The following is a 25,318-nucleotide window of genomic DNA, read 5'->3' as shown; positions in this document are numbered from 1 at the left end:
TCCCCACACTCGGTCACCCTCATGCAGTTGCGCTTCGCTTCGTTCGCTGTGATCAACTCACGGGAGGACTTGCACCTCCAAGAGTGCGCCCGTGCCGGGCGCACAGTAAAAAGGCCCGCTGCATGCAGCGGGCCTTTTTACTTCTCTATCTGGGGTGGCTGATGGGACTCGAACCCACGACGACCAGAATCACAATCTGGGACTCTACCAACTGAGCTACAGCCACCGGAAAAGTGGAATTATAACGTCATTCATCAGGGCGTTGCCGAGGCCGGTGCGGAATTTGCGGCCGGCTTGGGTGCCAGGATCTGGGTCTTGAAGCGCTCCTTGAGCAACTGGTAGTAGGCCTGGCCTTCGGCCGCGCTCCACAGCTGGCCGTACTGCGCCAGCTCCTGGCGACGCCGCTCGGCCACGCCGGGCTCGCGCGGCAGCAGCTTGTTGACGCGCAGCACGGCGTAGCCCTGGGCGCCCAGGTCCACGCCCGCCAGCGCCGGCAGGGCCGAGGCGTCGGCGCGCAGCGCCGCGTTGACCACCGGCAGGGGCTGGCCGGCCGGCTGGTCGCGCGAGACCACCAGCGCCGCGGGCCAGGGCGCGCTGGCCGGCTGGGCGCGCCAGGCGGCCAGGCGCTGCTCGCCCTCCTTGCGGGCCAGCTCGGCGCCGCGCTCGGCCAGCAGGCGCTGGCGCACCTGGTCGCGGACCTCGGCCAGCGGGCGGGTGCGTGCCGGCGTGTGCTGCGTGATGCGGCCGGCCACCAGCTGGCTGGGACCGATCTCGACAGCCTCGGTGTTGCGCTTTTTCTCCACGGCGTCGGGCGCGAACAGCGCGCCCAGGAACTTGGCATTGGCAAGCGCACCGGTCGCACCCGCGGCGGGCTGGCGCGTCACCTGGCTGGCCGTGCGCACCTCCAGCTTGAGCCGCTCAGCCACGGGCTTGAGGCTGTCGGACTGCTCGTAGACGCCGTTGGTGAAGGTCTCGGCGGCCTCGGCGTATTTGCGCTGCGCCTGCTGCTTCTTGAGGTCGGTCTCGAGCTCGGCACGCATGTCGGCGAAGCTGCGGGTCTGGGCGCTCTTGATGTCGGTCAGGCGGATGATGTGAAAGCCGAACTCGGACTCCACGACCTCGCTGATCTCGCCCTTCTTGAGCGCGAAGGCCGCGTCCTCGAAGGGCTTGACCATGGCGCCGCGCGCGAAGAAGTCGAGGTCGCCGCCGTTCGGCGCCGAACCCGGGTCCTGCGACTCCTTCCTGGCCAGCGCGGCGAAGCTCTCCGGCGCCTTCTTCAGCGCGGCCAGCAGTTCCTGCGCCTTGGCACGCGCCTTCTGGCGCTCGGCCTCGGGCGCGTCCTTGGGCGCATTGATCAGGATGTGGCTGGCACGGCGCTCCTCCTTGCCGGCCAGGCGCGCCAGGTTCTGCTCGTAATAGGTCTTGAGGTCCTGCTCGTTGACGGTGACGGTCTTGAGCAGGCTGTCGAGGTCCAGCACCAGGTACTCGATGTCCGCCTGCTCGGGCGCCTGGAACAGCGCCTCGTTGCGCTTGTAGTAGGCCTCCAGGTCGGCATCGGACAGGCTGAGCTTGGCGCTGTAGGCGGCCGCGTCGAAGCGCAGCACCTGGACCTCGCGCCGCTCGAAATAGGCGTTCAAGGCCACGTCGGCCTGCGCCGCGCCGGCAAAGCCCGTGCCGGCCACGCCCTGCAGCACCTGGCGCACCGAGAGGTCGGCGCGCACCTGGGCTTCGAACATCTCGGGCGTCATGCCCTGGCTGGCCACCAGTTGGCGGTAGCGCTCCATGTCCAGCGTGCCGTCGGCGCGGCGCAAGGCCGCGATCGTGGGGTTCTGCTGCAGCTCGCGCGCCAGGTGGGCGTCGCTGGTGGCGAGTTGCAGCTTGGCGGCCGCGGCGGCCAGCACGCGCTCGCGCACCAGGCGCTCTAGCGTCGCGTATTTGGCCTGCGGGGAGTCCAGCAGCTTGGCGTCCAGGCTCGGCATGGCGGCCCTCAGGCGCTCGACCTCGGCGCGGTGCGCCGCGTCCCAGTCGGCCTGGCTGATCTTGTTGCCATCGACCTTGGCCACGGTGGCTCCCTGCTCCTGGAAGCGGCTGTAGCCTTCGATGCCGAACAGCACAAACGACGGGATGATGAGCAGGAACAACAGACCCATCATGATCTTTGTGTTGTTGCGGACAAAATCAAACATGCTAGGACTCTCTATGGCAAAAACAGAAAAGGCGAACACAATGTTCGCCTTTGCATCGGTGGTGGGTGCTGACGGTCTCGAACCGCCGACCTACGCCTTGTAAGGGCGCCGCTCTACCAACTGAGCTAAGCACCCCACCTTCAACTCTGGTTCAGTTCAGGGCGTCCTTCAACGCCTTGCCCGGACGGAACTTCGGCACTTTGGCGGCCTTGATTTTAATCGTTGCACCGGTGCGCGGGTTGCGGCCCGTGCGCGCGGCACGCTTGCCCACGGCGAAGGTGCCGAAGCCCACCAGCGACACGGTGCCGCCTTTCTTCAGGGTGGTCTTCACGGCGCCGATGGTCGACTCCAGGGCGCGCGTGGCTGCGGCCTTGGAAATGTCTGCATGCTTGGCGATGTGCTCGATCAGTTCGGTTTTGTTCACAAGGATCCCCTCGTTCAAGAAATTGTGGTCCGGATGTCCGATTCAAAAAATCGACCCGATGCCTGTCAGCGATGCACTGACATCCCGGCAGGCATTCGGGCCTATGCGTTGGCGGCGCGGGCCGCCTGAAGGCATTAGAGCCACGGTGCCGCGAGGTGTCAATACACCGAATGGCATCGTGGCTGGCAGGACGCGGATTCTAGACGCTTTTGCCTGGGTTTCTGAGCGGGCGCGCGGCATTTTTTGCCGCGCGCAAGGGCGGGCGCGCCGCCCCCGAAGTCACAGGGCCTCGGCGATCGCGCGGCCCAGGTCCTTGGTGCCGGCCTGTCCACCGATGTCGGGCGTGCGCGGCGCGCCGGACTTGGGGTCGAGCACCTTCTCGATCGCGGCCAGCACCGCGTCGTGCGCGTCCTTGTGGCCGAGGAACTCGAGCATCATCGCGCCGCACCAGATCTGGCCGATCGGATTGGCGATGTTCTTGCCCGCGATGTCGGGCGCCGAGCCGTGCACGGGTTCGAACAGCGAGGGGAACTTGCGGTCCGGGTTGAGGTTGGCGCTGGGCGCGATGCCTATGGTGCCGGTGCAGGCCGGGCCCAGGTCGCTCAGGATGTCGCCGAACAGGTTGCTCGCGACCACCACGTCGAAGAAGTCCGGGCGCTGCACGAAATGCGCGGTCAGGATGTCGATGTGGAACTTGTCCACGCTGATGCCCGGGTAGGCCTTGGCCATCTCGGCCACGCGCTCGTCCCAGTAGGGCATGGTGATGGCGATGCCGTTGGACTTGGTGGCGCTGGTCAGGTGCTTCTTGGGCCGGCTCTGCGCCAGCTCGAACGCGAACTTCAGCACCCGATCCACGCCCACGCGCGACATCACGGTTTCCTGCATCACGATCTCGCGCTCGGTGCCAGCGTACATGCGCCCGCCTATGCTCGAGTACTCGCCCTCGGTGTTCTCGCGCACGATGTACATGTCGATCTCGCCCGGCTGGCGCGCGCTGCCGTCGCGGCGCACCACGGGCGCCACGATGCCGGGCATCAGGCGCGCCGGGCGCAGGTTGATGTACTGGTCGAACTCGCGCCGAAACAGCAGCAGCGAGCCCCACAGCGAGACATGGTCGGCGATCTTCTCGGGCCAGCCGACGGCGCCGAAGTAGATCGCGTCGTGGCCGCCGATCTGGTCCTTCCAGTCGTCGGGCAGCATCTTGCCGTGCTTCTCGCAGTAGTCCCAGCTCGAGAAGTCGAAATGGTCGAACTGCAGGGCTATGCCGAACTTGCGCGCGGCGGCGTCCATCACGCGCAGGCCCTCGGGCATGACTTCCTTGCCAATGCCGTCACCGGCGATCACGGCGATTCGTTTCTTGCTCATTCATCAGCTCCTGAAAAAATCAAAGGTTTCCGCCAGCAGGGGCTCCGGGGCCTCCTCGGCGATGTAGTGGCCGCAGGGCAGCGCCCGGCCGCTCACGTCCAGCGCGCGCTCGCGCCACAGCGCCAGCACGTCGAAGCAGCGTCCCACCACCCCCTCCTGCCCCCACAGCACGCGCAGCGGCTGCGCCAGGCGCAGGCCCTGCTCGCGGTCGGCGCGGTCGTGCGCAAGGTCTGTCGTGGCGCTGGCGCGGTAGTCCTCGCAGATGGCGGCGGCCGTGCCGGGGATCGCGGCGCAGCGCTCGTATTCCGCCAGCGCTTCGGGCGCGAAGGCGGCCAGGCCCGCATGGCGCTTACCCATCACGCTGCGCACGTAGCGCGCGGGGTCGGATTCGATCAGGGCCTCGGGCAGGGGCGGCGGCTGGATCAGGAAGAACCAGTGCCAGTAGGCGCGCGCGAAGGCCTCGCCCGTGCCCTCGTACATGGCCAGCGTGGGCGCGATGTCCAGCAGCATCAGCCGCTCGACGGCCGCGGGATGGTCGGCCGCGAGGCGATGCGCCACGCGCGCGCCGCGGTCATGGGCCAGCACCTGAAAGCGCGCGTGCCCATGGGCCGCCATCACGGCCAGCGCGTCGAGCGCCATCTCGCGCTTGGTGTACGGCCCATGTTGGGCGTCGCTGGCCGGGCGCCCCGAGTCGCCGTAGCCGCGCAGGTCCATCAGCACCACGGTGAAGCGCTGTGCCAGCGCCGGCGCGACCCGGTGCCACATGGCCTGGGTCTGCGGATGGCCGTGCAGCAGCAACAGCGGCGGCCCCTCGCCGGCTACGCGCGTGTGCAAGCTCACGCCCGCGCGCTCGACCCGTTGGGTCCTGAAGCCTTCCCGCATGCACCGCCTCCGCAGGGATTCAAAGGATGGCGCAAAGCTTACCGTCAAAAAGAGAAATAATTAATCAAGTTATTTTTTCCAAACGGGAAATAAATGGAACGCTCGGACCTGGAGCTCGTGCTGGCGATCCGCCAGCACGGCAGCATGACGACGGCGGCGCGCGCCCTGCGCTTGGCGCCTTCGGTCGTCACCAAGCGCCTGGCCGCGCTGGAGGCGCAGCTCGACCTGCGCTTGTTCCAGCGCAGCACGCGCCATGTCAGCCCCACGCCCGAGGGCGACACCCTGTGCGAGCGCGCGGCGGAGCTGCTGCGCGGCTTTCGCGACGTGGAGGCCGAGCTGCGCGAGCGCCAGGCCGAGCCGACCGGCCTGGTCCGCCTGGCCGCGACCTTCGGCTTCGGGCGCCTGTGGCTGGGCCCGGCGCTGGCCGAGTTCCAGGCCCGCCACCCGCGCCTGCAGATCCAGCTGCAGCTCACCGAGCAATTGCCCGACCTCGCGGTCGAAGGCCTGGACGGTGCGATCTGGCTCTGGAACGCGCCGGGGCACCGGGCCACGGAATGGGTGTCGCGGCGGCTGGCGCGCAACCAGCGCGTGCTGGTCGCCGCTCCGGCCTACCTGCGCACCCATGGCACGCCGGCCACGCCCGAGGAGCTTGCGCAGCATGCCTGCCTGATCGTGCGCGAGAACAGCAGCGACCCCGGCCAGCGTTTCGACAGCTGGCAGCTGCAGGGCACGGCCACGCGCGGCCCCAGGCTGCGTGTCGCGGTCCGGGGACCACTGTCGAGCAACTCGGGCGAGTTGGTGCGCGACTGGTGCCTGGCCGGCCACGGCATCATGCTGCGCAGCCTCTGGGACATCGCGCCGCGCCTGGCCAGCGGCGAGCTGGTGCGCGTGCTGCCGCAGTACGTCATGCCCGACGCCGACATCCACTGGCTGGCGCCCTATCGGCCGCAGGTGCCGCGCCGCATCCGGCTGCTGGTCGACTTCCTGGCACAGGAATTCCGGGCCGAGCCCTGGCGCGCCGCGGCCCGTCCCGCCTGAGGCTCAGCGGCGCGGCGGCCGCAGCACCAGGCTGACCCCGAAGGCCGTGAGCGCGATGCCGGCGATGGTGGTGGCCGTGATCGGTTCGCCGAACAGCAGCCAGGCGATCAGCGCCGTGGTCGGCGGCACCAGGTACATCAGGCTGGCCACCGAGGCCGCCGCGCCGCGCTGGATCAGCAGGTACAGCAGCGAGCTGCCGCCCAGCGTCAGACCCAGCACCGACCAGGCCATGGCGCCGGCCAGCTCGGCGTTCCAGTGCAGGCCTTCGGCCTCCAGGCCAGCCAGCGGCAGCGTGACGGCGAAGGCAGCGGCGAGTTGCACGGCGCTGGCCGTGCGCACGTCGCAGGGCGCGACGAAGCGCTTCTGGTACAGCGTGCCCGCGGTGATGCTCAGCAGCGCGCCCACGGCGAACATCAGGTTGAGCCCGTCCGCTTGGTCTCCGGGGCTGCCCTGCACGAACTTGCGCGACACCACCAGCGCCAGGCCGACGAAACCCAGCAGCAGGCCCCCCCACTGGCGCCGCGTGACCCGGCTGTCCGAGCCGCCGAAGGCCGAGAGCCAGATCGCCGTCAGCACCGGCTGTATGCCGACGATCAGCGCGGACAGGCCCGAGCCCATGCCGGCCTTGACCGCGGCCCACACGCCGCCGAGGTAGCCTGCGTGCATCAGCACCCCGGTCAAGGCCAGGTGGCCCCATTGCGCGCCCGAAGCGGGCCAGCGCACGCGCGCCAGCAGGACCCACGGCAGGAAGCAGGCCAGGGACAGCGCGTAGCGCAGCAGCAGGAACTTGAACGGCGGCGCATGCGGCATGCCGTAGCGCGCCACGATGAAGCCCGTGCTCCAGATCAGCACGAACACGACCGGCATGGCCCGGATCAGGGCCTGGGCATCGTTGCGCTCGCTCATTTGACCCGCGCCCGGATCTCAGGCAGGGCCTTTTGCAGGTAATAGACCATGGACCAGACGGTCAGGATGGCCGCGATCCAGATCAGCCAGCTGCCCCAGACGCGGGTGTCGATCAGGCCCAGCAGTACGCCGTCAAACAGCAGGAAAGGAATGGCCACCATCTGCACCGCGGTCTTGACCTTGCCGACCATGTGCACGGCCACGCTCTTGGACGCGCCGATCTGCGCCATCCACTCGCGCAGCGCCGAGATGGCGATTTCCCGGCCGATGATGATCAGCGCCACGAACACGTCGGCGCGGTTCATGTGCACCAGCACCAGCAGCGAGGCGCAGACCAGGAACTTGTCGGCCACCGGGTCCAGGAAGGCGCCGAACGAGGAGGTCTGGTTGAGCCTGCGCGCGAGGTAGCCGTCCAGCCAGTCGGTCAAGGCGAACAGCACGAACAGCACGGTGGCCGTGAGGTTGCGCGTGGCCTGGTCGAGCGGCAGGTAGAACACCCCGACGATCAAGGGAATCGCGACGATGCGCGCCCAGGTCATGAGGGTGGGGATGGTGAAGAACATGGCCCGATTGTGTCACGGCCCGTGTCGCGGCCGGCCGGGCGCGCGGCTTCAGCTCAGTGCAGGGCGCGGTAGATCTCCTCGGCCAGGCCGCGCGAGATGCCCTCCACCGTCACCAGGTCCTCGACGCTGGCCGCCGCCACGCCGCGCACGCCGCCGAAGCGCTGCAGCAGCCGCGCGCGCTTTTTCGGGCCGACGCCCGGGATCTCCTCGATCTGGCTGCCGCCCATGCGCACCCGGGCGCGCTGCGCGCGCATGCCGGTGATGGCGAAGCGGTGCGCCTCGTCGCGGATCTGCGCCACCAGCATCAGCGCGGCCGAGTCGCGGCCCAGGTAGACCTTGTCGCGCCCGTCGGCGAACACCAGCTCCTCCAGGCCCACCTTGCGTCCCTCGCCTTTTTCGACGCCTACGATCAGCGACAGGTCCAGGCCCAGGCCGGCGAACACCTCGCGCGCCATCGCCACCTGGCCTTTGCCGCCGTCGACCAGCACCAGGTCGGGCATGGCCTGGGCGCCGCCGACCGCCTCGCCGCCCGCGTTGCGCAGGGCCTCGGCCAGCTTGCCGTAGCGCCGCGTGAGCACCTGGCGCATGGCCGCGTAGTCGTCGCCCGGCGTGATGCCCTCTATCTTGTAGCGCCGGTATTCGCTGCTTTGCATCCTGTGGTGGTGGAACACCACGCAGGAGGCCTGGGTGGCCTCGCCCGCCGTATGCGAGATGTCGAAGCACTCGATGCGCAGGGTATCCAGGTTGTCCGGCGCCAGGTCCAGCGCCTCCACCAGAGCACGGGTGCGCGCCTGCTGCGAGCCCTCCTCGGACAGCAGCCGGGCGAGCTGGATGTCGGCGTTCTTCTGCGCCATCTCCAGCCAGATGCGGCGCTGCTCGCGCGGGTTGTGCACCGCGCTGATCTTCACGCCGCTTTGCTGCGACAGGGCCTCGATCAGCCCTTTGTCGACCGGGGCGCCGGTGATCAGCGTGGGCGGCACCGGCACCCCCAGGTAATGCTGGGCGATGAAGGCCTCCAGCACCTGGACCTCCACCGGCCGGGCAGCGTCCTCGCCCTCCTCGTCCAGCGCCTGCAGCGCGTGCGCATCCTCGACATGGGTCGGGAAATAAGGCCGGTCGCCCAGGTGCCGGCCGCCGCGCACCATGGCCAGGTTCACGCAGGCGCGCCCGCCATGCACGCGCACGGCCAGGATGTCCACGTCGGTGTCCGACACCGTCTCCACCGACTGCTGGTGCAGCACGCGCGACAGCGCCGTGATCTGGTTGCGCAGCTCGGCCGCCTGCTCGAACTCGAGCTTCTCGGCATGCGCCAGCATGCGCGCCTCCAGGGCCTGCAGCACGGTCTGGGTTTCGCCGCGCAGGAACTGTTCGGCATGTGCCACGTCGGCCGCGTAGGCCTGGGCGCTGACCAGGTGCACGCAGGGGCCGGTGCAGCGCTTGATCTGGTAGAGCAGGCAGGGCCGGCTGCGGTTGGCGAACACCGTGTCCTCGCAGCTGCGCAGCCGGAACACCTTCTGCAGCAGCTGTATCGTCTCCTTGACCGCCCAGGCGTTCGGATAGGGGCCGAAATAGCGGTGACGCCTGTCCACCGCGCCGCGGTAGTAGGCGATGCGCGGGAAGTCGGCCGCTTGCGCCGGTCCCTGGTCCGCACCCGCCGGGGGCGGGGCGCCGCTGCCGCTGATCTTGAGATACGGATAGCTCTTGTCGTCGCGAAACAGGATGTTGTAGCGCGGGTTCAGCGACTTGATCAGGTTGTTTTCCAGCAGCAGGGCCTCGGCCTCGGAGCGCACCACCGTGGTCTCCATGCGCGCGATCTTGCCGACCATGTGGCCGATGCGCGTGCCGCCATGGTTCTTCTGGAAATAGCTGGACACGCGCTTCTTGAGGTTGCGCGCCTTGCCGACATAGAGCACCTGGTCGTCGGCGTCGAAGTAGCGGTAGACCCCGGGCAGGGCCGGCAGGGCCGCGACTTCGTTGAGCAGTTGTTCCGAATGCACCTGGGACATGTCGCTATTGTCGCCCCCGCCGCCCGCGCGGCCAGGCGTTGGGCACAATCCGGGGCCTGTTCACACTATTTTTTGCCAGATGCGTTGCGAATCAAAAAGGCCATGCGCAAGGCGCGAAACGCAGCCGGGGGTGGCGTTGCGCAGCGTCCGTGCGCGAAGCTGTACAGCGCAGCACCGCCGTATGCCGCCCTTCGCCTGGTTCGCTTCGCAGACCAACGGCTGCGGGCGGCGCCCCGGCGATGTTTCGCAACGCGGCGCATGGTCTTTTTGGCCGCAACCCGGAGGGAACGTGGTTAAAGCCGCGCCACTCGTTGTTGCACTCCTTGCCCAGGCAGCCAGTCTGGGCGTCGTCGCGCGCCTAGATTGGTGCGGGTTTAACCACGTTCGCACTGGCAAAAACAGTGCGAACAGGCCCTAGCATGCTTTGGGACATCTTCTGCACCGTCATCGACAACCATGGCGACCTCGGCGTCTGTTGGCGCCTGAGCGCCCAGCTGGCGGCGCGCGGGGAGCAGGTGCGGCTCTGGGTCGACGACGCCTCGGCCCTGTCCTGGATGGCGCCCGGCGCGCTCGAGGGCCGGGTGCCGGGCGTGCAGGTGCTGCCCTGGACCCGGCCCCTGCCCGGCGCCCTGCTGACCGCGCTCGCCCCGTCCGAGGTCTGGGTGGAGGCCTTCGGCTGCGACCTCCCCGCCGAGTTCCTGGCGCATTTCGTCGCCGACGACGAACAGGCCCCGGTCTGGCTCAACCTCGAATACCTCTCGGCCGAACCCTATGTCGAGCGCTGCCACGCCCTGCCCTCGCCGGTCATGAGCGGCCCGGGCCGCGGCCGCACCAAGTGGTTCTTCTACCCCGGCTTCACCGCCCGCACCGGCGGGCTGCTGCGCGAGGCCGGGCTGCTGGCACGCCAGGCGGCGTTCGACCGCGGCGCCTGGCTCAAGGCGCTGGGGCAGCCGGCCGTGGCGGACGAGCGCCTGGTGGCGCTGTTCTGCTACGAGCCGCCAATGCTCGCCAGCCTGCTCGAGAGGCTGGGCCGGGGCCACCCGCCCACCCGGCTGCTCGTGACCGCCGGCCGGGCCGCGGCGGCCGTGCGCGCCTGCGGCGCAAGCCCCGGCCCCAGCTTGGCCGTGGACTACCTGCCACCCATGCCTCAGACCGGGTTCGACCAGCTGCTGTGGGCCTGCGCGCTCAATTTCGTGCGCGGCGAGGATTCGCTGGTGCGCGCCCTCTGGGCCGGCGCCCCACTGGTCTGGCAGATCTACCCCCAGCACGACGACGCCCACCACACCAAGCTCGAGGCCTTCCTAGCCTGGCTCGAGGCACCGGCCTCGCTGCGCCGCTTCCACCGGGTCTGGAATGACATGGCCCCCGGCCCCCTGCCCGAGATCGAGCTGCCGCTGTGGCGGGATTGCATGCTCGCCGCGCGCCGGCGGCTGCTGGCCCAGGACGAGCTGGTCACGCAGCTGCTGCGATTCGTCACTGAAAAGCGTTAGAATTCAAGGCTTTGCGGAAACAGCTGGGCGCCAGTGCGTGCGCGCCGTTTTCCCGCCCCGCCGCACCGACCCGTGCCCCCTACGCGTTGAGCGGCCTCCTTGAGCTAGAGAGACCTGGAACCACTATGAAAATCGCCCAAGAAATCCGCGCCGGCAACGTGATCATGCACGGCAAGGACCCGATGATCGTTCTCAAGACCGAGTACAGCCGCGGCGGCCGCGGCGCGGCCACCGTGCGCATGAAGCTCAAGGCCCTGCTCAACAACATGGGCACCGAGGTCGTGTTCAAGGCCGACGACAAGATGGACCAGATCATCCTGGACCACAAGGAGTGCACCTACTCCTATTTCGCCGACCCCATGTACGTGTTCATGGACACCGAGTTCAACCAGTACGAGGTCGAAGCCGAGAACATGGGCGACGCGCTGAACTACCTGGAAGACGGCATGGCCGTCGAAGTGGTGTTCTACGACGGCAAGGCCATCTCGGTCGAACTGCCCACCAGTGTGGAACGCGAAATCACCTGGACCGAACCGGCCGTCAAGGGCGACACCTCGGGCAAGGTGCTCAAGCCCGCCAAGATCTCCACCGGCTTCGAAGTTCCGGTCCCGCTGTTCGTGAACCAGGGCGACAAGATCGAGATCGACACCCGCACCGGCGAATACCGCAAGCGCGTCTAGGCCTCCAAACGGCTCCCAAAAGGCTCCGCAAGGAGCCTTTTTTCATTGGCGCAGCGCCGGGGCGCCTCTGTATCCCGCCTCCATCGCCGACAATCCGCCCATGGAAACCACACAAGACATCAAGGAGAACCGCCTGGCCGAGGCTTGGGCGGAGCTGCAGGCCCATGCCGCCACGGGCCAGCCGCTCGACCCGAACGCCTACCGCCTGGCCTTCGCCGACCCGGAGTTCATGTTGCGCCGCGAGACGCGTGGCATACGCTTCCAGCTCGAGATGCTCAAGCCCGACCTGGACCAGCACGCCTCCGGCATAGAGAACACCATCGTGGTGTTCGGCAGCGCGCGCTTTTCCGCGCCCGAGGACGCGCAGACCGCCCTGACCGCGGCCCAGGCCCGCGGTGACGTGCAGGCCATACGCCTGGCCCAGCGCGGCCTGCGCAACTCACGCTACTACGAGATGGCGCGCGAGTTCTCGCGCCTGGTGGCGCGCCACAGCGCCAGCTGCGCGATCCAAGACCGGCTGCACATCTGCACCGGCGGCGGCCCCGGCATCATGGAGGCGGCCAACCGCGGCGCGCACGATCTGGGCGCCCATTCGGTGGGCCTGAACATCGCGCTGCCGCACGAGCAGGAGTCCAACCCCTATGTCTCGCCGCACCTGAGCTTCAAGTTCCACTACTTCGCGCTGCGCAAGATGCATTTCATGATGCGCGCCAAGGCCCTGGTCGCCTTCCCCGGCGGCTTCGGCACGCTGGACGAGCTGTTCGAGGTGATCACGCTGGTGCAGACCAAGAAGGCCAAGCCCGTGCCCATCATCCTGTTCGGCACCGACTACTGGAAGCGGCTGTTCAACTTCGACGTGCTGATCGAGGAAGGCGCGATCTCGCCCGAGGACCTGGAGCTGTTCCAGTACGTGGACAGCCCGCAGGCCGGCTGGGACGCGGTCTGCGAGTTCTACGCGCTCGCCTGACCCTCGCCCGCCATGCGCACCGTGCCCCGCCGAATCCTGCCGGTGATCGTGTTCTCGCAGTTCGCGGGCACCTCGCTGTGGTTCGCCGCGAACGCGGTGATGCCCGACCTGCAGCACGCCTGGGGCCTGCCGGCCAGCGCGGTGGGCACGTTGACCTCGGCGGTGCAGATCGGCTTCGTGGCCGGCACGCTGGTGTTCGCGCTGCTGATGGTCGCCGACCGCTTCCCGCCCCCGCGCGTGTTCCTGGCCTGCGCCCTGCTCGGCGCTGCCGCCAACGCGCTCACGGTGCTGCTCGAGGGCCAGTGGCTCCCGCTGCTGGCGCTGCGCTTCGCAGTCGGCTTCCTGCTGGCCGGCATCTACCCGGTCGGCATGAAGATCGCGGCGAGCTGGTACCGCGAGGGCCTGGGCGCGGCCATGGGCGTGCTGATCGGCGCCCTGGTGCTGGGCACGGCCCTGCCGCACGGCCTGCGCGCGCTCGGCTGGGCCGCCGGCGCCGAAGGCCTGCCCCTGCCCTGGCAGACGGTGCTGCTCGGCGTCTCGGCGCTGGCCGCGCTGGGCGGCCTAGCCACGGCCGGGCTGGTGCCGGACAGCCCGTACCGGCGCCAGGGCCAGGCCATCACGCCCCGGGGGCTGGCCGTGATCTGGCTGGACCGGCGCGTGCGCGCCTCGGTGTTCGGCTATTTCGGCCACATGTGGGAGCTCTACACCTTCTACGTGCTGGTCCCGCTGATCCTCGCCACGCGGCTCAGCGGCCCCGCGGTCAGCGCCGCCGCCTTCTGGATCATCGCCGGCGGCCTGGGCGGCTGCGTGGTCGGCGGGCTGCTGGTGCGGCGCTTCGGCAGCGCGCGCGTGGCCGCCACCCAGCTGGCCCTGAGCGGCGCCTGCGGCCTGGCCGGCCCCCTGCTGCTCGCCGCGCCGGCGCCCTTGTTCATGGCCTGGCTGCTGCTGTGGGGCATCACCGTGGTCGGCGACTCACCCCAGTTTTCCACGCTGACGGCGCAGAACGCGCCGCCCGAGCTGGTCGGCAGCGTGCTGACCTTTGCCAACAGCATAGGCTTTGCCATCACCGTGCTGAGCATCGAGCTGTTCGTGGGCAGCGCGCAAAGCCTGCCGCTGGCCGCGCTGCTGCCCTGGCTGGCCCTGGGACCGGCGCTGGGCCTGTACATGCTCAGGCCGCTGTGGCGCCCCGGTCCGCCGCGGGCCTGAGGCCGACGGCCGTCAATGCCGCCCATGGGGGGCGGCGGGCCGCAAGGCCCAGGCCTGGCGCGCGCCCCCGCCCACCATCGCGCCCACGGCCCAGAACAGGCCGCTGACGCCGACCAGCGCCCCGGCCCAGCCGAACAGCAGGGGCATGAACACGCTCGAGGCGTTGATCGCCATCAGGCGCAGGCCCAACGCCTCGCCCTGGCGGTGCGCGGGCGTGGTCTGGTGCAGCATGCTCATGATCATGGGCTGCACCGAGCCCAGGGCCAGGCCCAGCAGCACCGAGCACAGGCCCATGGTCGGGGCCGAGGGCATCAGGGGGTAGAGCGCGAACAGCACGGCCGTGATCGCCATGGCCACCGTGATCACCACGCCTTCGTGCGTGCGTGCGGTCAGCCGCGGCAGGCCCAGCCGGATCAGCGCCGCCGCAACCGCAAAGGCCCCCAGGATGCCGCCTATGGCCGAGGCGCTGAGGCCGCGCTCGTGGCCCAGCAGCGGCACGACGAAGGTGTGCACGTCCCAGCAGGAGGCCAGCAGCCAGTTGACCAGCATCAGGCGGCGCATGGTGGGCTCGCGCAGCAGGTCCCAGGTGCGCTGGCGCGCGGCGCCGGCGATCGGCGCCGCCGCGGGCAGCTCGGGCGTGCGCCGCACCCAGAGCCAGGCCAGCAGCGGCAGGGCGGCGGTCAGCGCGAACGCGGCGCGAAAGCCGGTGAGCGAGCCGGCGCTGGCGCCCGCATGGTCGATCAACAGCCCGGCCGCGAATGGGCCGATGAAGTTCGACACCGCGGGGCCGATGGCCAGCCAGCTGAAGACCTGCCTGAGCTGGGCCGTATCGTGCGTCGCGCGGCCCACATGGCGCTGCAGCGCAATGGTGGCGGCCCCGGTGGCGCCGCCGGTCAGCAGCGCCGCCAGGCACAGCACGGGAAACAGCGGCCAGGCCGTCGCCAGGACGGTGCCGAGCACCGCCGCCGCGACGCACCAGCGCATGGGGCGCTTGAGGCCATGCCGGTCGGCAAAGCGCCCGGCCGGCAGGGCCAGGAACAGCTGGGTCAGCGCAAACAGCGACAGCAGCAGGCCGACCGCGGCCGCGCTGTAGCCCTGCTGCAGCGCGAGCAGGGGCGCTGCCATGCGCAGGCCGGCCATGCTGGCGTGCAGGCAGACCTGGCTGGTGATCAGGCGAGCGAGCCCGGTGTTCACCGGCCGGTGGCTCACTCCTCGGACCCGCCGTTCGCCAGATCGGCGGGCAGCAGCGCCGTCGCCTCGGCATCGGGCAGGGCCTCGACCTTCTTGAGCGCGCGGTTCATCACGTTGCTGCGTGTCTGCGCCTTGTCCAGGGTGTTGAGCACGGTCTGGGTCTGCTCCTTGACCTTGGCCAGCACCTCGCCGAACTTGCCGAACTCGGTCTTGACCGCGCCCAGCACCTGCCAGACCTCGCTAGAGCGCTTCTCCAGCGCCAGCGTGCGAAAGCCCATCTGCAGCGAGTTGAGCATGGCCATCAGCGTGGTCGGTCCGGCCAGGGTCACGCGGTGATCGCGCTGCAGGGCCTCCATGAGTCCAGGACGGCGCAGCACCTCGGCGTACAGACCCTCGGTGGGCAGGAACAGGATGCCGAAGTCCGTGGTGTGCGGCGGCTCCAGGTACTTGTCGGCCATGGAGCGGGCCTCCAGGCGGATGCGCGCCTCCAGCGCCTTGGCCGCCGCCTCGGCGCCTGCCGCATCGGCGCGCCCCTGGGCATCGAGCAGGCGCTCGTAGTCCTCGTTGGGGAACTTGGCGTCGATCGGCAGCCACAGCGGTGCGCCGTCGTCGGAACGCCCGGGCAGGCGGATCGCGAAGTCCACCGGGTTCCTGCTGCCAGGCCGCGTGACCACCTGGGCCGCGTACTGGTCGGGCGCGAACACCTGCTCGAGCAGGGCGCCGAGCTGGGCCTCGCCGAACATGCCGCGCGTCTTGACGTTGGTCAGCAGGTGCTTGAGGTCGCCCACGCCCTGGGCCAGGCTGTGCATCTCGCCCAGGCCCTTGTGCACCAGCTCCAGCCGCTCGGCCACCTGCTTGAAGCTTTGGCCCAGGCGGGCCTCCAGCGTGGTCTGCAGCTTCTCGTCCACCGTGCGGCGCATCTCGTCGAGCTTGGCGGCGTTGTTCTGCTGCAGCTGCTGCAGCTGGGACTCCAGCGTGGCGCGCACCTCGGCCAGGCGCCGCGCGTTCGACTCGCCCAGAGCCTGCAGCTGCAGGGTCAGGGTGTCGGACAGGGTCTTCTGCAGCAGCGCGAGCTGCTGGGCGAAAGCGTCGATCTGGCTGTTTTGCGTGCGGATCGCCTCGGCGCTCTGCTGCACCAGGGTTTGCTGGAAGGTGGCCAGGGTCTGGCCCAACTCCTGGCGCCCGCCGCGCGAGGACTCGCTGATCTCGCGCCGCAGCTCGCGCTCCAGCCGCTCGCTCGTGGCGTTGACCTGCGCCAGCAGTTCGGCGCGCGCCCCGTCGTCCTGCGGCAGGGGCGGCTTGCGCAGCAGCAGCAGCAGCAGCGCCAGCAGGCCCAGGTTGAGCGAGGCCAGCGCCAGCAGGCCCCAGCTTGCAGCGTCGGCGCTCACCGCGCCAGCACCTGCGGGTTCAGCGGCGTGAGCGGCTTGCCCTGGGTCAGGAATCCGACCAGGTTGTCGGCGGCGAGATTCGCCATGGCCAGGCGCGTGCCCACGGTGGCGCTGGCGATGTGCGGCGTCAGCACCACGTTGGGCACCGTGAGCAGCTCGGGGTGGACCTGGGGCTCGCCCTCGAACACGTCCAGGCCCGCCGCGGCGATGCGGCGCTCGCGCAGCGCCTGGGCCAGCGCGGCATCGTCGACGATGCCGCCGCGCGCGATGTTGATCAGCGTGGCCGTGGGCTTCATCTGCGCCAGCTCGGCCGCGCCTATCGCGTGGTGGGAGGCCGGGGTGTAGGGCAGCACCAGCACCAGGTGGTCGGCGCTGCGCAGCAATTCCTCCTTGCTCACGTAGCGGGCCTGGCACTCGGCCTCCAGCTCGGGCGTGAGGCGCGAGCGGTTGTGGTAGATCACGTTCATGCCGAAGCCGTGCGCGCCGCGCTTGGCCACGCCCTGGCCGATGCGGCCCATGCCGAGGATGCCCAGGGTGCTGCCGTGGACCTCGCAGCCCGAGAACATGTCGTAGGCCCACTTGTTCCATTTCCCGGCGCGCAGGAAATGCTCGCTCTCGGTGATGCGGCGCGCGGTGGCCATCAGCAGGGCGAAACCGAAATCGGCCGTGGTCTCGGTCAACACGTCGGGCGCGTTGGTGCCGAGCACGCCAGCCGCGGTCATGGCCGCCACGTCGAAGTTGTTGTAGCCCACCGCCATGTTGGCAACGATCTTCAGCTGCGGGCAGGCCGCCAGCACCTCGGCGTCGATGCGCTCGCTGCCGGTGGTGAAGGCGCCCACCTTGCCCTGCAGGCGGGCAATCAGGCCCGCCTTGTCCCAGACCTCGTCGGACGGGTTGGTCTCGACCTCGAAATGCTGGGCGAGCCGGTCGACGATCTGCGGGAAAACGGCGCGCGCGACGAGGATGCTGGGTTTGCTCATGAAAGCGATGCTCCTTTACTTGAACCAGATGAAGGTCATGACGATGAACAAAGGGATCAGGATGGCGCCCGACCAGGCCATGTAGCCGAAGAAGCTGGGCATCTTGACGCCGCGGTCCTCGGCGATCGCCTTGACCATGAGGTTGGGCGCGTTGCCTATGTAGCTGTTGGCGCCCATGAACACCGCGCCGGCCGAAATGGCGGCCAGCGTGGGCGCCATGGCCGTCATCAGCTGCTGCGGGTCGCCGCCCGCGGTGTTGAAGAACACCAGGTAGGTCGGCGCATTGTCCAGGAAGGAGCTGAGTACGCCAGCCGCCCAGAAATACATGGCCGGGTCGGGCGAGCCGTCGGGCCGCGTGACGCCCGCGACGATGGCGCCGAAGGGGCCGTTGACACCGGCCTTGAGCATGGCGATCACCGGGATGATGGTCAGGAAGATGCCGGCGAACAGCTTGGCCACCTCCAGCATCGGCCCCCAGGAGAACTGATTGTCGGCATGGACCTGGGGCGGCGTGATCTTCAGCGACAGCAGGGTCACGGCGATCAGCCCGGCGTCGCGCACCAGGCCGGGCAGGCCGACCTCGGTGCCCAACACATCGAAGGACAGGGGCGACTTCCAGAAACCGCTGAGCAGCACCAGGCCGACGATGGCGCCCAGCAGCCAGAAGTTGGCCGCGCCGTCGAAGCCGATGCGACGAGTGTCGGGCGTGGGGTCGACCGGCAGGATTTCCTCGCGCCGGTGGTAGTACCAGCTGTCGAGCAGGAAGAACAAGGCGAGCAGCGTGCCGACCAGGAACAGCGTCTCGGGGAAGATGTGGCTCAGAGTCCAGAAGAAATCCACGCCCTTGAGGAAGCCCAGGAACAGCGGCGGATCGCCCAGCGGCGTCAGCGAGCCGCCGGCATTGGAGACGATGAAGATGAAGAACACCACCACATGCGCCTTGTGCTGGCGGTTGTCGTTGGCGCGGATCAGCGGCCGGACCATCAGCATGGAGGCGCCGGTGGTGCCCATGAAGCTGGCCAGCACCGCGCCTATGGCCAGGATGGCCGTGTTCAGCCCCGGGCTGCCGTGCAGGTTGCCGCGGATGTAGATGCCGCCGGCCACGGTGAACAGCGCGGTCAGCAGGATGATGAAGGGGATGTACTCGGCCAGCAGCGCGTGCACCAGGCCGGCGCCGGCCGCAGCGGCGCCGAACTCGCGGGCGAAGGGGGCGAGGAACAGCAGCGCCCAGCCGGTCGCGACCTTGCCGAAATGGTGGTGCCAGAAGCTGGGCGCCAGCAGCGGCAGCACGGCGATCGACAGCAGGATGCCGGCGAACGGCACGCCCCACCAGATCGACAGCTGGCTGCCGTCGAGCTCGGCGGCTTGCGCCAGGCCGGGGCCCAGCAGCATCAGGCCCAGGGCGGCCAGGGAACGGGGTATGGTCATTCTTTCTTGTCTCCAGATGGCTAGGTTCGAGCGTTCGCTGCCCGGCTTGGCGCGAACCCGAATATCGTAAACATTTTTACAAACAATGCTGTCGGCATTTTTATCAACGAAATCAAGACCACGGCCGTCGCGAATCAGGCGGCAGTCTCGATCTCGAACACCTGGCGCAGGTAGGCCAGGTACTTCTCGTCCTCGCACATGCCCTTGCCGGGCGTGTCCGAGAGCTTGGCCACGGGCTGGCCGTTGCAGCGCGTCATCTTGATCACGATCTGCAGCGGCTCGTAGCCGAGGTCGTTGGTCAGGTTGGTGCCTATGCCGAAGGCCAGCTGGCAGCGCCCGCGGAACTGCTGGTAGAGCTCTATCGTGCGCGGCACGGTGAGCGCGTCGCTGAAGATCAGCGTCTTGCCGCGCGGGTCGACGCGGTGCTTGCGGTAATGCTCGATCATGCGCTCGCCCCAGGCGAAGGGGTCGCCGCTGTCGTGCCGCGCACCGTCGAACAGCTTGCAGAAATACAGGTCGAAGTCGCGCAGGAAGGCGTTGAAGCCGTAGACGTCGGACAGCGCGATGCCCAGGTCGCCCCGGTACTCCCTGGCCCAGGACTCGAAGCCGTACACCTGGCTGTCGCGCAGGCGCGGGCCCAGCGCCTGGCAGGCCTGCAGGTACTCGTGCGCCATGGTGCCCAGCGGCGTGAGGCCCAGCTTCATCGCGTAGAGCACGTTGCTGCTGCCGGCGAACTGGCCCGCGGCGCCAGTGCCCAGGCGCGCCGCCAGCACGCGCAGCACCTCCTCGTGCCAGGCCCGGGAAAAGCGCCGGCGCGTGCCGTAGTCGGCGATCTTGAGCTCGCCCAGGCCCGGCGCCTGCAGCTGCGCGATCTTGTCGTCCAGGCGCTTGCGCCCTTCCACGAAGTCGGGCACCTGCTGCGTGTTGCGAAAGAACACCTCGTTGACGATGGCCAGCACCGGGATCTCGAACAGGATGGTGTGCAGCCAGGGCCCGCGGATGCTGATGTCGAGCTCGCCCGAGGGCAGTGCGCTGACCTCGACGTACTTCTCGTTGAGCCGGAACAGGCCGAGGAAGTCCACGAAGTCGCTCTTGATGAAGCGCAGCGAGCGCAGGTAGGCCAGCTCGGCCTCCTGGAACGAGAGGCTGCACAGCGAGCGGATCTCGTTGCGGATTTCCTGCACGTGAGGCGCCAGCTGCACGCCGGGGTTGCGGCAGCGGAAGCGGTACTCGACCTGCGCGCCCGGGAACTGATGCAGCACGACCTGCATCATGGTGAACTTGTAGAGGTCGGTGTCCAGCAGGCTGGTGATGATCATGGCCAGGCAATCATGGGTGGGCGCGCCCCACCCTGCTTCGCGCTGCAGTGTACGGGATGGCCGGCGCGGTAACGCGGCTTCACTCCACCCAGTGCGTGAATTCCTCCGGCGCCACCCGCGTGGTCTGGAAGCGGTTCACCGGCGCCGCCTCGTCGGCGTAGCCCAGCGACATGCCGCATACCAGCATCTCGTTGTCCTTGGCCCCGATGTGCGGCAGGATGCTCCTGGCGAACCCGTTCCAGGCCGCCTGCGGGCAGCTGTGCAGGCCCCGCGCGCGCGCCGCGACCATGATGTTCTGCAGGAACATGCCGTAGTCGAGCAGGCTGCCGCGGCCCAGGACGCGGTCCATGGTGAACATCAGCCCCACCGGCGCGTCGAAGAAGCGGAAGTTGCGCTGGTGCTGCACATGCATCTTCTCGCGCTCGCCCTTGGCGATGCCCAGCACGCCGTACAGGCCGAAGCCGCACTCGCGGCGCCGGTCGATGAAGGGGCTGACCCATTTCTCGGGGTAATAGTCGTACTCCTCGCGGTACTCGGTGGCCAGTTGCGGATCGATCGAGATGGCGTCGTGGGCCTCGCAGATCTTCTGCACCAGCTCGTCCTTGCGCTCGCCCTGCAGCACGTAGACATTCCAGGGCTGGGTGTTGGTGCCGCTGGGCGCGCGGCTGGCCACGCGCAGCAGCTCGGTCACGGTCTCGCGCGCCACCGGCCGGGGCAGGAAGGCGCGCGCCGAAAAGCGGCTTTCGATCGCGGCGTCCACGCTGGACGGGTCGGCGATCACGGTGCTCACCTGGGGCGGCGTTGCAGGCAGGGTCACTTGAGCTTCTCCAGAACGTTCTTGAGGGGAGCCGGCAGCGGCACCGGGCGGCGCGTGGCGCGGTCCACGTAGACATGGACGAAATGGCCCTTGGCCGCGGTCAGCGCCTCGCCCTGGGGGAACAGGCCGACCTCGTAGCGCACGCTGGAGCGGCCGATCTGCGCCACGCGTATGCCGGCCTCGACGGTCTGCGGGAAGGCCAGCGAGGCGAAGTAGTTGCACTGCGTCTCGATCACCAGGCCTATGGTCTCGCCTGCGTGCAGGTCGAGCACGCCCTGCTCGATCAGGTGGGCGTTGACGGCGGTGTCGAACCAGCTGTAGTAGACGACGTTGTTGACATGGCCATAGGCGTCGTTGTCCATCCAGCGCGTGGTGATGGCACGGAAGGCCTGGTAGGCGCTGCGCGGCTCGGGCTGGGGTTTGGCGGGTGGCGTGTCGCTCATCGGCTGAGATTCTGCCAGCGCTGCGGTACTCAGGCGGACAGCGCCTGCCAGCGCTGCCAGTACGCCAGCGCCACCCGGTAGGTGTTGCACTGCACCTGCACCGTGGTCGCGATGTCCACCCCGTAGCCGCCGGCCATGGTCAGCACCAGCGGGATGCGGCGCTGCCAGGCCCAGTCGAAGACGCGGCGGTCGCGCGCCTCCAGGCCGTCGTCGCTGAGCTTGAGCCGGCCCAGGCGGTCGCCCTGGTGCGGGTCGGCGCCGGCCAGGTAGAACAGCAGGCCCGGCTCGAAGCGGCGCCCCAGCTCGTCGAGCGCGCCGTCCAGCGCCTGCAGGTAGGCGTCGTCGCCGCAGCCGTCGGGCAGGTTCACGTCCAGGTCGCTGGCCTCCTTGCGGAACGGAAAGTTCTTCTCGCCGTGCAGCGACAGCGTGAACACGCTGGGGTCGCGGGCGAAGATGCGGGCCGTGCCGTTGCCCTGATGCACGTCCAGGTCGATCACGGCCACCTGGAGTGGGAGTGGCGGCCCCGGCTGCCGCCGGGCCGCCCCAAGGCAGCCGACGGCCCCCTCGGGCGGCAGCGATGACACGAAGTGCCGAGCGTGGGGGCGGGCATGTTCTGCCTGCATCAGCCGCGCCGCGACGGCCACGTCGTTGAACACGCAAAAACCCCCTCCCCGCTCGGCACTCGCGTGGTGGGTGCCGCCGGCCAGGTTGGCCGCCACGCCCTGGCGCATGGCGACGCGCGCCGCCGCCACGGTGGCGCCGGCCGAGCGCCGCGAGCGCTCCACCATGGCCGGGCTCCAGGGGAAACCGATCTCGCGCATCATCTCGGCGCTCACCCGGCCGGTGGCGATGGCTTCTACGTAGTCCGGGCTGTGGGCCAGGGCCAGCTCGCCGTCGCTGGCCGCGGGCGCCTCCTGCAGGCGCAGCTGGGGCATCTCGCGCACCAGGCGCTCGCGCAGCAGCCGGTACTTGGCCATGGGAAAGCGGTGCCCCTCGGGCAGGGGCAGGACATAGTGGTCGGAGTAATAGGCCTGCATCGCGCGTCCAGATTCACTGCTGACGGCCATTGTGACGGCCGTGCGTCTAAGGTCGGTTTTAGATATCGCCGTCTAAATTGCTGCAATGCAACAAAAAAGCCTTGCAATCGCTTTTCGGGTCCGTACAATTCAAACCATGCTGCACTGCAACATAAACCAGGTTACAGAGCAGATGCCAAATCCCTTTTAACCGGAGAAAATCCTATGCTGACCGCTGAGCAAATCCTGGCCTCCCAAAAAGCCAACGTCGAGACCCTGTTCGACCTGACCAACAAGGCCTTCGAAGGCGTCGAGAAGCTGGTCGAACTGAACGTGACCGCCAGCAAGGCCGCCCTGAGCGAGTCCGCTGCCCACACCCAGGCCCTGCTGAGCGTCAAGGACGCCCAGGAACTGCTGGCCCTGCAAGCCAGCCTGTTCCAGCCCCTGGCCGAGAAGACCGCTGCCTACAGCCGTCACCTGTACGACATCGCTTCGGGCACCAGCGCCGAGTTCACCAAGGCCTTCGAAACCCAGGCCGTGGACGCCCAGAAGCAGTTCGCCAGCCTGGTTGACAACGCCGCCAAGAACGCGCCGGCCGGCTCCGAGACCGCTGTCGCCGTGATGAAGAGCGCCGTGGCCGCTGCCAACAACGCCTTCGAATCCGTGCAAAAGGCCGTCAAGCAAGCCTCCGACGTGGCCGAAGCCAACTTCAACGCCGTCACGACCACGGCCGTGAACGCGACCAAGAACGCCGCCACCGCTACCAAGAAGCGCTGATCGGCCAGGCGCTGCCGGGCCCCGGCCCGGCAGCGCGAAAGCCCCCAAGGGCTGCAAGAATTTGAGAAAGAACCAACAATAAGCGCATTGAAAGCCTGTTGTTGAGGGCTTTCTCCCGGTTGTCTCCTCGGGTCCTTTCGACACCTTCGGGTTCTGGGATCCCTTCAAGGCCTGATCGCAAGATCAGGCCTTTTTTTATCTGTGAGCCCCTCAGGGCTGCGCCTTGGCCTGGAGCAGGCCCTGCAGCTGCGGCAGCAGCTGGCGCATGGCTGCCCGCCCTGCCTCGATCGAGCGCCGGCGCGCAGCGAAGTCGGCGCTCTTGACGCCGTTGAGCGCGGGCCGCACCACCAGGTCGGCTTCCTTGAGCTCGAAGCCGTTGATGCTCTTGCCCATGATGGCGAAGGTCTGCAGCAGGATCTGCAGCGTGTCGCCCGCCGGGTTGCCCTCGGGAGCGCTGGAGATGTCCACGGCGATCACCAGCTCGGCCCCCATCTGGCGCGCATAGCGCACCGGCACGGGCGAGACCAGGCCGCCGTCCACATATTCGCGCCCGCCTATCCTCACCGGCTGGAAAACCGCCGGCACGGCGCTCGAGGCGCGCACCGCCGTACCGGTGTCGCCACGCTGGAACAGCACGCCCTGTCCCGTGTTCAGGTCGGTCGCGACGATGCCCAGCGGCAGCGCCATCTGCTCGATCAGCCGGCCGCCCACCTGGCCGTTCACATAGCGCGACAGCGCCTCGCCGCGCAGGGCGCCACGGCTGAAGATGGGCAGGGTCCAGTCGGCAAAGGCCGCCTCCTCCATGGTTTCCGCCACTTGCTGCAACTGGGCGCTGCTCTTGCCGCTGGCATACAAGGCCGCCACCAGGCTGCCGGCCGAGGTGCCCACCACCAGGTCCGGGCGTATGCCGGCCTCCTCGAGTACCTGGATCACGCCCACATGGGCGAAGCCGCGCGCCGCGCCACCGCCCAAGGCCAGGCCGATGCGCGGCGGCTTGCGCACCGCAGGCGGACTCGGCGCTGCAGGCGGCTCGGCCGGCGGCGCGGTGACACAGCCCGCCAGCACCGCCGCCAGGCAGGCGCTGCAGCCAGCCAGGCGCACAAGGCGCCCTGCGGCAAAAAAATTACTAAGAATGATTCGTGTTTGCTTTATCATGACGCCTAGATTTTTACCGCTGTTGCCTTGCAAAGGATCCTGCATGTTGAAAAAAGCTGCTTTCGCCTTCGCCGCCACGCTGCTGGCGGCCACCGGCGCCTCGGCCCAGGAACAGGTGCTGAACCTGTATTCCGCGCGCCACTACTCGACCGACGAGGCCCTGTACACCAACTTCACCAAGGCCACCGGCATCAAGATCAACCGGGTGGACGCCGACGATGCCGGTATTCTCGCGCGCCTGAAGGCCGAGGGCAGCGCCTCCCCTGCCGACGTGATCCTGCTGGTCGACGCGGCACGCCTGTGGAAGGGCGAGACCGAAGGCCTGTTCCAGCCGATCAAGTCCAAGCTCCTGGAAGACGCCATCCCGGCCCAGCTGCGCGCCAAGCCGGCCGAGGACGGTGGCACGACCTGGTTCGGCTTCTCCACGCGTGCCCGCGTGGTGGTCTACGACAAGCTCAAGGTCAACAAGGACGACGTGGACAGCTACGAGGAGCTGGCCGAGCCCAAGAACAAGGGCCGGCTGTGCATACGCTCGGGCTCCCATCCCTACAACCTGAGCCTGTTCGGCGCGGTGACCGAGCACCTGGGCCCGGTCAAGGCCGAGGCCTGGCTCAAGGGCCTGGTCGACAACATGGCACGCCCGCCCAAGGGTGGCGACACCGACCAGATCAAGGGTGTGGCCTCGGGCGAGTGCGGCATCGCCGTCACCAACACCTACTACCTGGCGCGCCTGATGCGCTCGGACAAGCCCGAGGACAAGGCCGTGGTCGAGCGCGTCGGCGTGGTGTTCCCGAACCAGTCCAGCTGGGGCACGCACGTGAACGTGGCCGGCGGTGCCGTGGCCAAGAACGCGCCGAACCGCGCCAACGCGATCAAGTTCCTCGAATACCTGGCCGGCGCCGAAGCCCAGAACTACTTCGCCAACGGCAACAACGAGTGGCCCACGGCGCGCGGCGTGCAGGTCAGCAACCCGGCGCTCAAGGCCATGACCGGCGGCAGCTTCAAGAGCGAGACCATCCCGATCAGTGCCGTCGGCATGAACCAGGTCAAGGTGCAGCAGATGCTGGACCGCGTCGGGTTCAAGTGATCTG

Annotated in this window: 23 protein-coding genes and 2 tRNA genes; 7 read left to right on the top strand and 18 right to left on the bottom strand. The window is 68.7% G+C overall.

Annotation, left to right across the window (positions count from 1 at the left end):
• Positions 1 to 150 precede the first annotated feature (150 nt).
• The 6 genes from FFS10_RS17390 to FFS10_RS17365 all read right to left on the bottom strand — a co-directional run bounded on the left by FFS10_RS17390 (position 151) and on the right by FFS10_RS17365 (position 4,857).
• Positions 151 to 226: transfer RNA gene (locus FFS10_RS17390), tRNA-His, on the bottom strand.
• A 28-nt stretch (positions 227 to 254) separates the two neighbouring features.
• The gene (locus FFS10_RS17385; protein WP_137895736.1) at positions 255 to 2,186 is read right to left on the bottom strand and encodes a SurA N-terminal domain-containing protein; all 1,932 of its coding nucleotides are present in this window, start codon (positions 2,184 to 2,186) and stop codon (positions 255 to 257) included.
• A gap of 59 nt (positions 2,187 to 2,245) precedes the next feature.
• Positions 2,246 to 2,321, bottom strand: a tRNA-Val gene (locus FFS10_RS17380).
• A 16-nt stretch (positions 2,322 to 2,337) separates the two neighbouring features.
• A complete protein-coding gene (locus tag FFS10_RS17375; RefSeq protein WP_137895735.1) occupies positions 2,338 to 2,610 on the bottom strand; it encodes an HU family DNA-binding protein in 273 nt (90 codons plus the stop codon).
• A 279-nt stretch (positions 2,611 to 2,889) separates the two neighbouring features.
• A complete protein-coding gene (locus tag FFS10_RS17370; protein ID WP_137895734.1) occupies positions 2,890 to 3,975 on the bottom strand; it encodes a tartrate dehydrogenase in 1,086 nt (361 codons plus the stop codon).
• A 3-nt stretch (positions 3,976 to 3,978) separates the two neighbouring features.
• On the bottom strand, positions 3,979 to 4,857 hold the full coding sequence (locus FFS10_RS17365) for an alpha/beta fold hydrolase (protein WP_137895733.1): 879 nt from the start codon (positions 4,855 to 4,857) through the stop codon (positions 3,979 to 3,981).
• A gap of 93 nt (positions 4,858 to 4,950) precedes the next feature.
• On the opposite strand from FFS10_RS17365, the gene FFS10_RS17360 reads away from it, so the two are divergent.
• Complete coding sequence (locus FFS10_RS17360) at positions 4,951 to 5,895, top strand: LysR family transcriptional regulator (protein WP_137895732.1); 945 nt, start codon at positions 4,951 to 4,953, stop codon at positions 5,893 to 5,895.
• Positions 5,896 to 5,898: 3 nt separating this feature from the next.
• On the opposite strand, the gene FFS10_RS17355 is transcribed toward FFS10_RS17360, so the two are convergent.
• Genes FFS10_RS17355 through uvrC form a run of 3 tightly spaced genes read right to left on the bottom strand, consistent with a single transcriptional unit; the run spans position 5,899 to position 9,370 of the window.
• Positions 5,899 to 6,801, bottom strand: coding sequence for a DMT family transporter (locus FFS10_RS17355; protein ID WP_137895731.1), 903 nt, complete (start codon positions 6,799 to 6,801; stop codon positions 5,899 to 5,901).
• Positions 6,798 to 7,364: a CDP-diacylglycerol--glycerol-3-phosphate 3-phosphatidyltransferase gene (pgsA, locus tag FFS10_RS17350; protein WP_137895730.1), complete on the bottom strand. Its 567-nt coding sequence runs from the start codon at positions 7,362 to 7,364 to the stop codon at positions 6,798 to 6,800. The genes FFS10_RS17355 and pgsA overlap by 4 nt, the downstream gene beginning before the upstream one ends.
• A 53-nt stretch (positions 7,365 to 7,417) precedes the next feature.
• The gene (gene uvrC, locus FFS10_RS17345) at positions 7,418 to 9,370 is read right to left on the bottom strand and encodes an excinuclease ABC subunit UvrC (protein ID WP_137895729.1); all 1,953 of its coding nucleotides are present in this window, start codon (positions 9,368 to 9,370) and stop codon (positions 7,418 to 7,420) included.
• Positions 9,371 to 9,789: 419 nt separating this feature from the next.
• Here uvrC and earP point away from each other — a divergent pair, with 419 nt between their 5' ends.
• The 4 genes from earP (at position 9,790) to FFS10_RS17325 (ending at position 13,713) form a co-directional block, all read left to right on the top strand.
• Positions 9,790 to 10,860, top strand: coding sequence for an elongation factor P maturation arginine rhamnosyltransferase EarP (gene earP / locus FFS10_RS17340; RefSeq protein WP_137895728.1), 1,071 nt, complete (start codon positions 9,790 to 9,792; stop codon positions 10,858 to 10,860).
• 125 nt (positions 10,861 to 10,985) lie between these two features.
• Complete coding sequence (efp, locus tag FFS10_RS17335; RefSeq protein ID WP_137895727.1) at positions 10,986 to 11,540, top strand: elongation factor P; 555 nt, start codon at positions 10,986 to 10,988, stop codon at positions 11,538 to 11,540.
• A 100-nt stretch (positions 11,541 to 11,640) separates the two neighbouring features.
• On the top strand, positions 11,641 to 12,507 hold the full coding sequence (locus FFS10_RS17330; RefSeq protein ID WP_137895726.1) for an LOG family protein: 867 nt from the start codon (positions 11,641 to 11,643) through the stop codon (positions 12,505 to 12,507).
• A 12-nt stretch (positions 12,508 to 12,519) separates the two neighbouring features.
• The gene (locus tag FFS10_RS17325) at positions 12,520 to 13,713 is read left to right on the top strand and encodes an MFS transporter (protein WP_137895725.1); all 1,194 of its coding nucleotides are present in this window, start codon (positions 12,520 to 12,522) and stop codon (positions 13,711 to 13,713) included.
• A gap of 12 nt (positions 13,714 to 13,725) precedes the next feature.
• Here FFS10_RS17325 and FFS10_RS17320 read toward each other — a convergent pair whose 3' ends face one another.
• From FFS10_RS17320 to FFS10_RS17285, 8 genes are all read right to left on the bottom strand, one after another.
• A complete protein-coding gene (locus FFS10_RS17320; RefSeq protein WP_137895724.1) occupies positions 13,726 to 14,907 on the bottom strand; it encodes an MFS transporter in 1,182 nt (393 codons plus the stop codon).
• Positions 14,908 to 14,918: 11 nt separating this feature from the next.
• Positions 14,919 to 16,292, bottom strand: coding sequence for a DNA recombination protein RmuC (locus FFS10_RS17315; RefSeq protein WP_249931335.1), 1,374 nt, complete (start codon positions 16,290 to 16,292; stop codon positions 14,919 to 14,921).
• Positions 16,289 to 17,272: a 2-hydroxyacid dehydrogenase gene (locus FFS10_RS17310; RefSeq protein ID WP_137895723.1), complete on the bottom strand. Its 984-nt coding sequence runs from the start codon at positions 17,270 to 17,272 to the stop codon at positions 16,289 to 16,291. The genes FFS10_RS17315 and FFS10_RS17310 overlap by 4 nt, the downstream gene beginning before the upstream one ends.
• Positions 17,273 to 17,287: 15 nt before the next feature.
• Positions 17,288 to 18,700: a sodium:proton antiporter gene (locus FFS10_RS17305; protein WP_137895722.1), complete on the bottom strand. Its 1,413-nt coding sequence runs from the start codon at positions 18,698 to 18,700 to the stop codon at positions 17,288 to 17,290.
• Positions 18,701 to 18,834: 134 nt separating this feature from the next.
• Positions 18,835 to 20,019: a nicotinate phosphoribosyltransferase gene (gene pncB / locus FFS10_RS17300; RefSeq protein WP_137895721.1), complete on the bottom strand. Its 1,185-nt coding sequence runs from the start codon at positions 20,017 to 20,019 to the stop codon at positions 18,835 to 18,837.
• A 79-nt stretch (positions 20,020 to 20,098) separates the two neighbouring features.
• Positions 20,099 to 20,830: a nitroreductase gene (locus FFS10_RS17295; protein ID WP_137895737.1), complete on the bottom strand. Its 732-nt coding sequence runs from the start codon at positions 20,828 to 20,830 to the stop codon at positions 20,099 to 20,101.
• A gap of 2 nt (positions 20,831 to 20,832) precedes the next feature.
• The gene (locus FFS10_RS17290) at positions 20,833 to 21,279 is read right to left on the bottom strand and encodes an acyl-CoA thioesterase (protein ID WP_137895720.1); all 447 of its coding nucleotides are present in this window, start codon (positions 21,277 to 21,279) and stop codon (positions 20,833 to 20,835) included.
• Between the two features lie 29 nt (positions 21,280 to 21,308).
• Positions 21,309 to 22,316 (bottom strand): histone deacetylase family protein, encoded by a 1,008-nt coding sequence (locus tag FFS10_RS17285; RefSeq protein ID WP_137895719.1) that lies wholly within the window; start codon positions 22,314 to 22,316, stop codon positions 21,309 to 21,311.
• A gap of 204 nt (positions 22,317 to 22,520) precedes the next feature.
• Between FFS10_RS17285 and FFS10_RS17280 the strand changes: the two genes are divergently transcribed.
• Positions 22,521 to 23,072: a phasin family protein gene (locus FFS10_RS17280; RefSeq protein WP_137895718.1), complete on the top strand. Its 552-nt coding sequence runs from the start codon at positions 22,521 to 22,523 to the stop codon at positions 23,070 to 23,072.
• Positions 23,073 to 23,282: 210 nt separating this feature from the next.
• Here the strand turns inward: FFS10_RS17280 and FFS10_RS17275 are convergent, their stop codons facing one another.
• Positions 23,283 to 24,173 carry a patatin-like phospholipase family protein gene (locus FFS10_RS17275; RefSeq protein WP_249931334.1) on the bottom strand — a complete coding sequence of 297 codons (891 nt, stop codon included), beginning with the start codon at positions 24,171 to 24,173 and terminating at the stop codon, positions 23,283 to 23,285.
• Positions 24,174 to 24,270: 97 nt separating this feature from the next.
• On the opposite strand from FFS10_RS17275, the gene FFS10_RS17270 reads away from it, so the two are divergent.
• On the top strand, positions 24,271 to 25,314 hold the full coding sequence (locus FFS10_RS17270) for an extracellular solute-binding protein (RefSeq protein WP_137895716.1): 1,044 nt from the start codon (positions 24,271 to 24,273) through the stop codon (positions 25,312 to 25,314).
• Positions 25,315 to 25,318 lie beyond the last annotated feature (4 nt).

This window comes from Ramlibacter sp. 2FC (assembly GCF_005503345.1).
In the GTDB taxonomy this organism is placed as follows: domain Bacteria; phylum Pseudomonadota; class Gammaproteobacteria; order Burkholderiales; family Burkholderiaceae_C; genus SCMQ01.
Note: the sequence above shows the minus strand (reverse complement) of the source record. Positions and strands in the feature narration are given on the sequence as shown.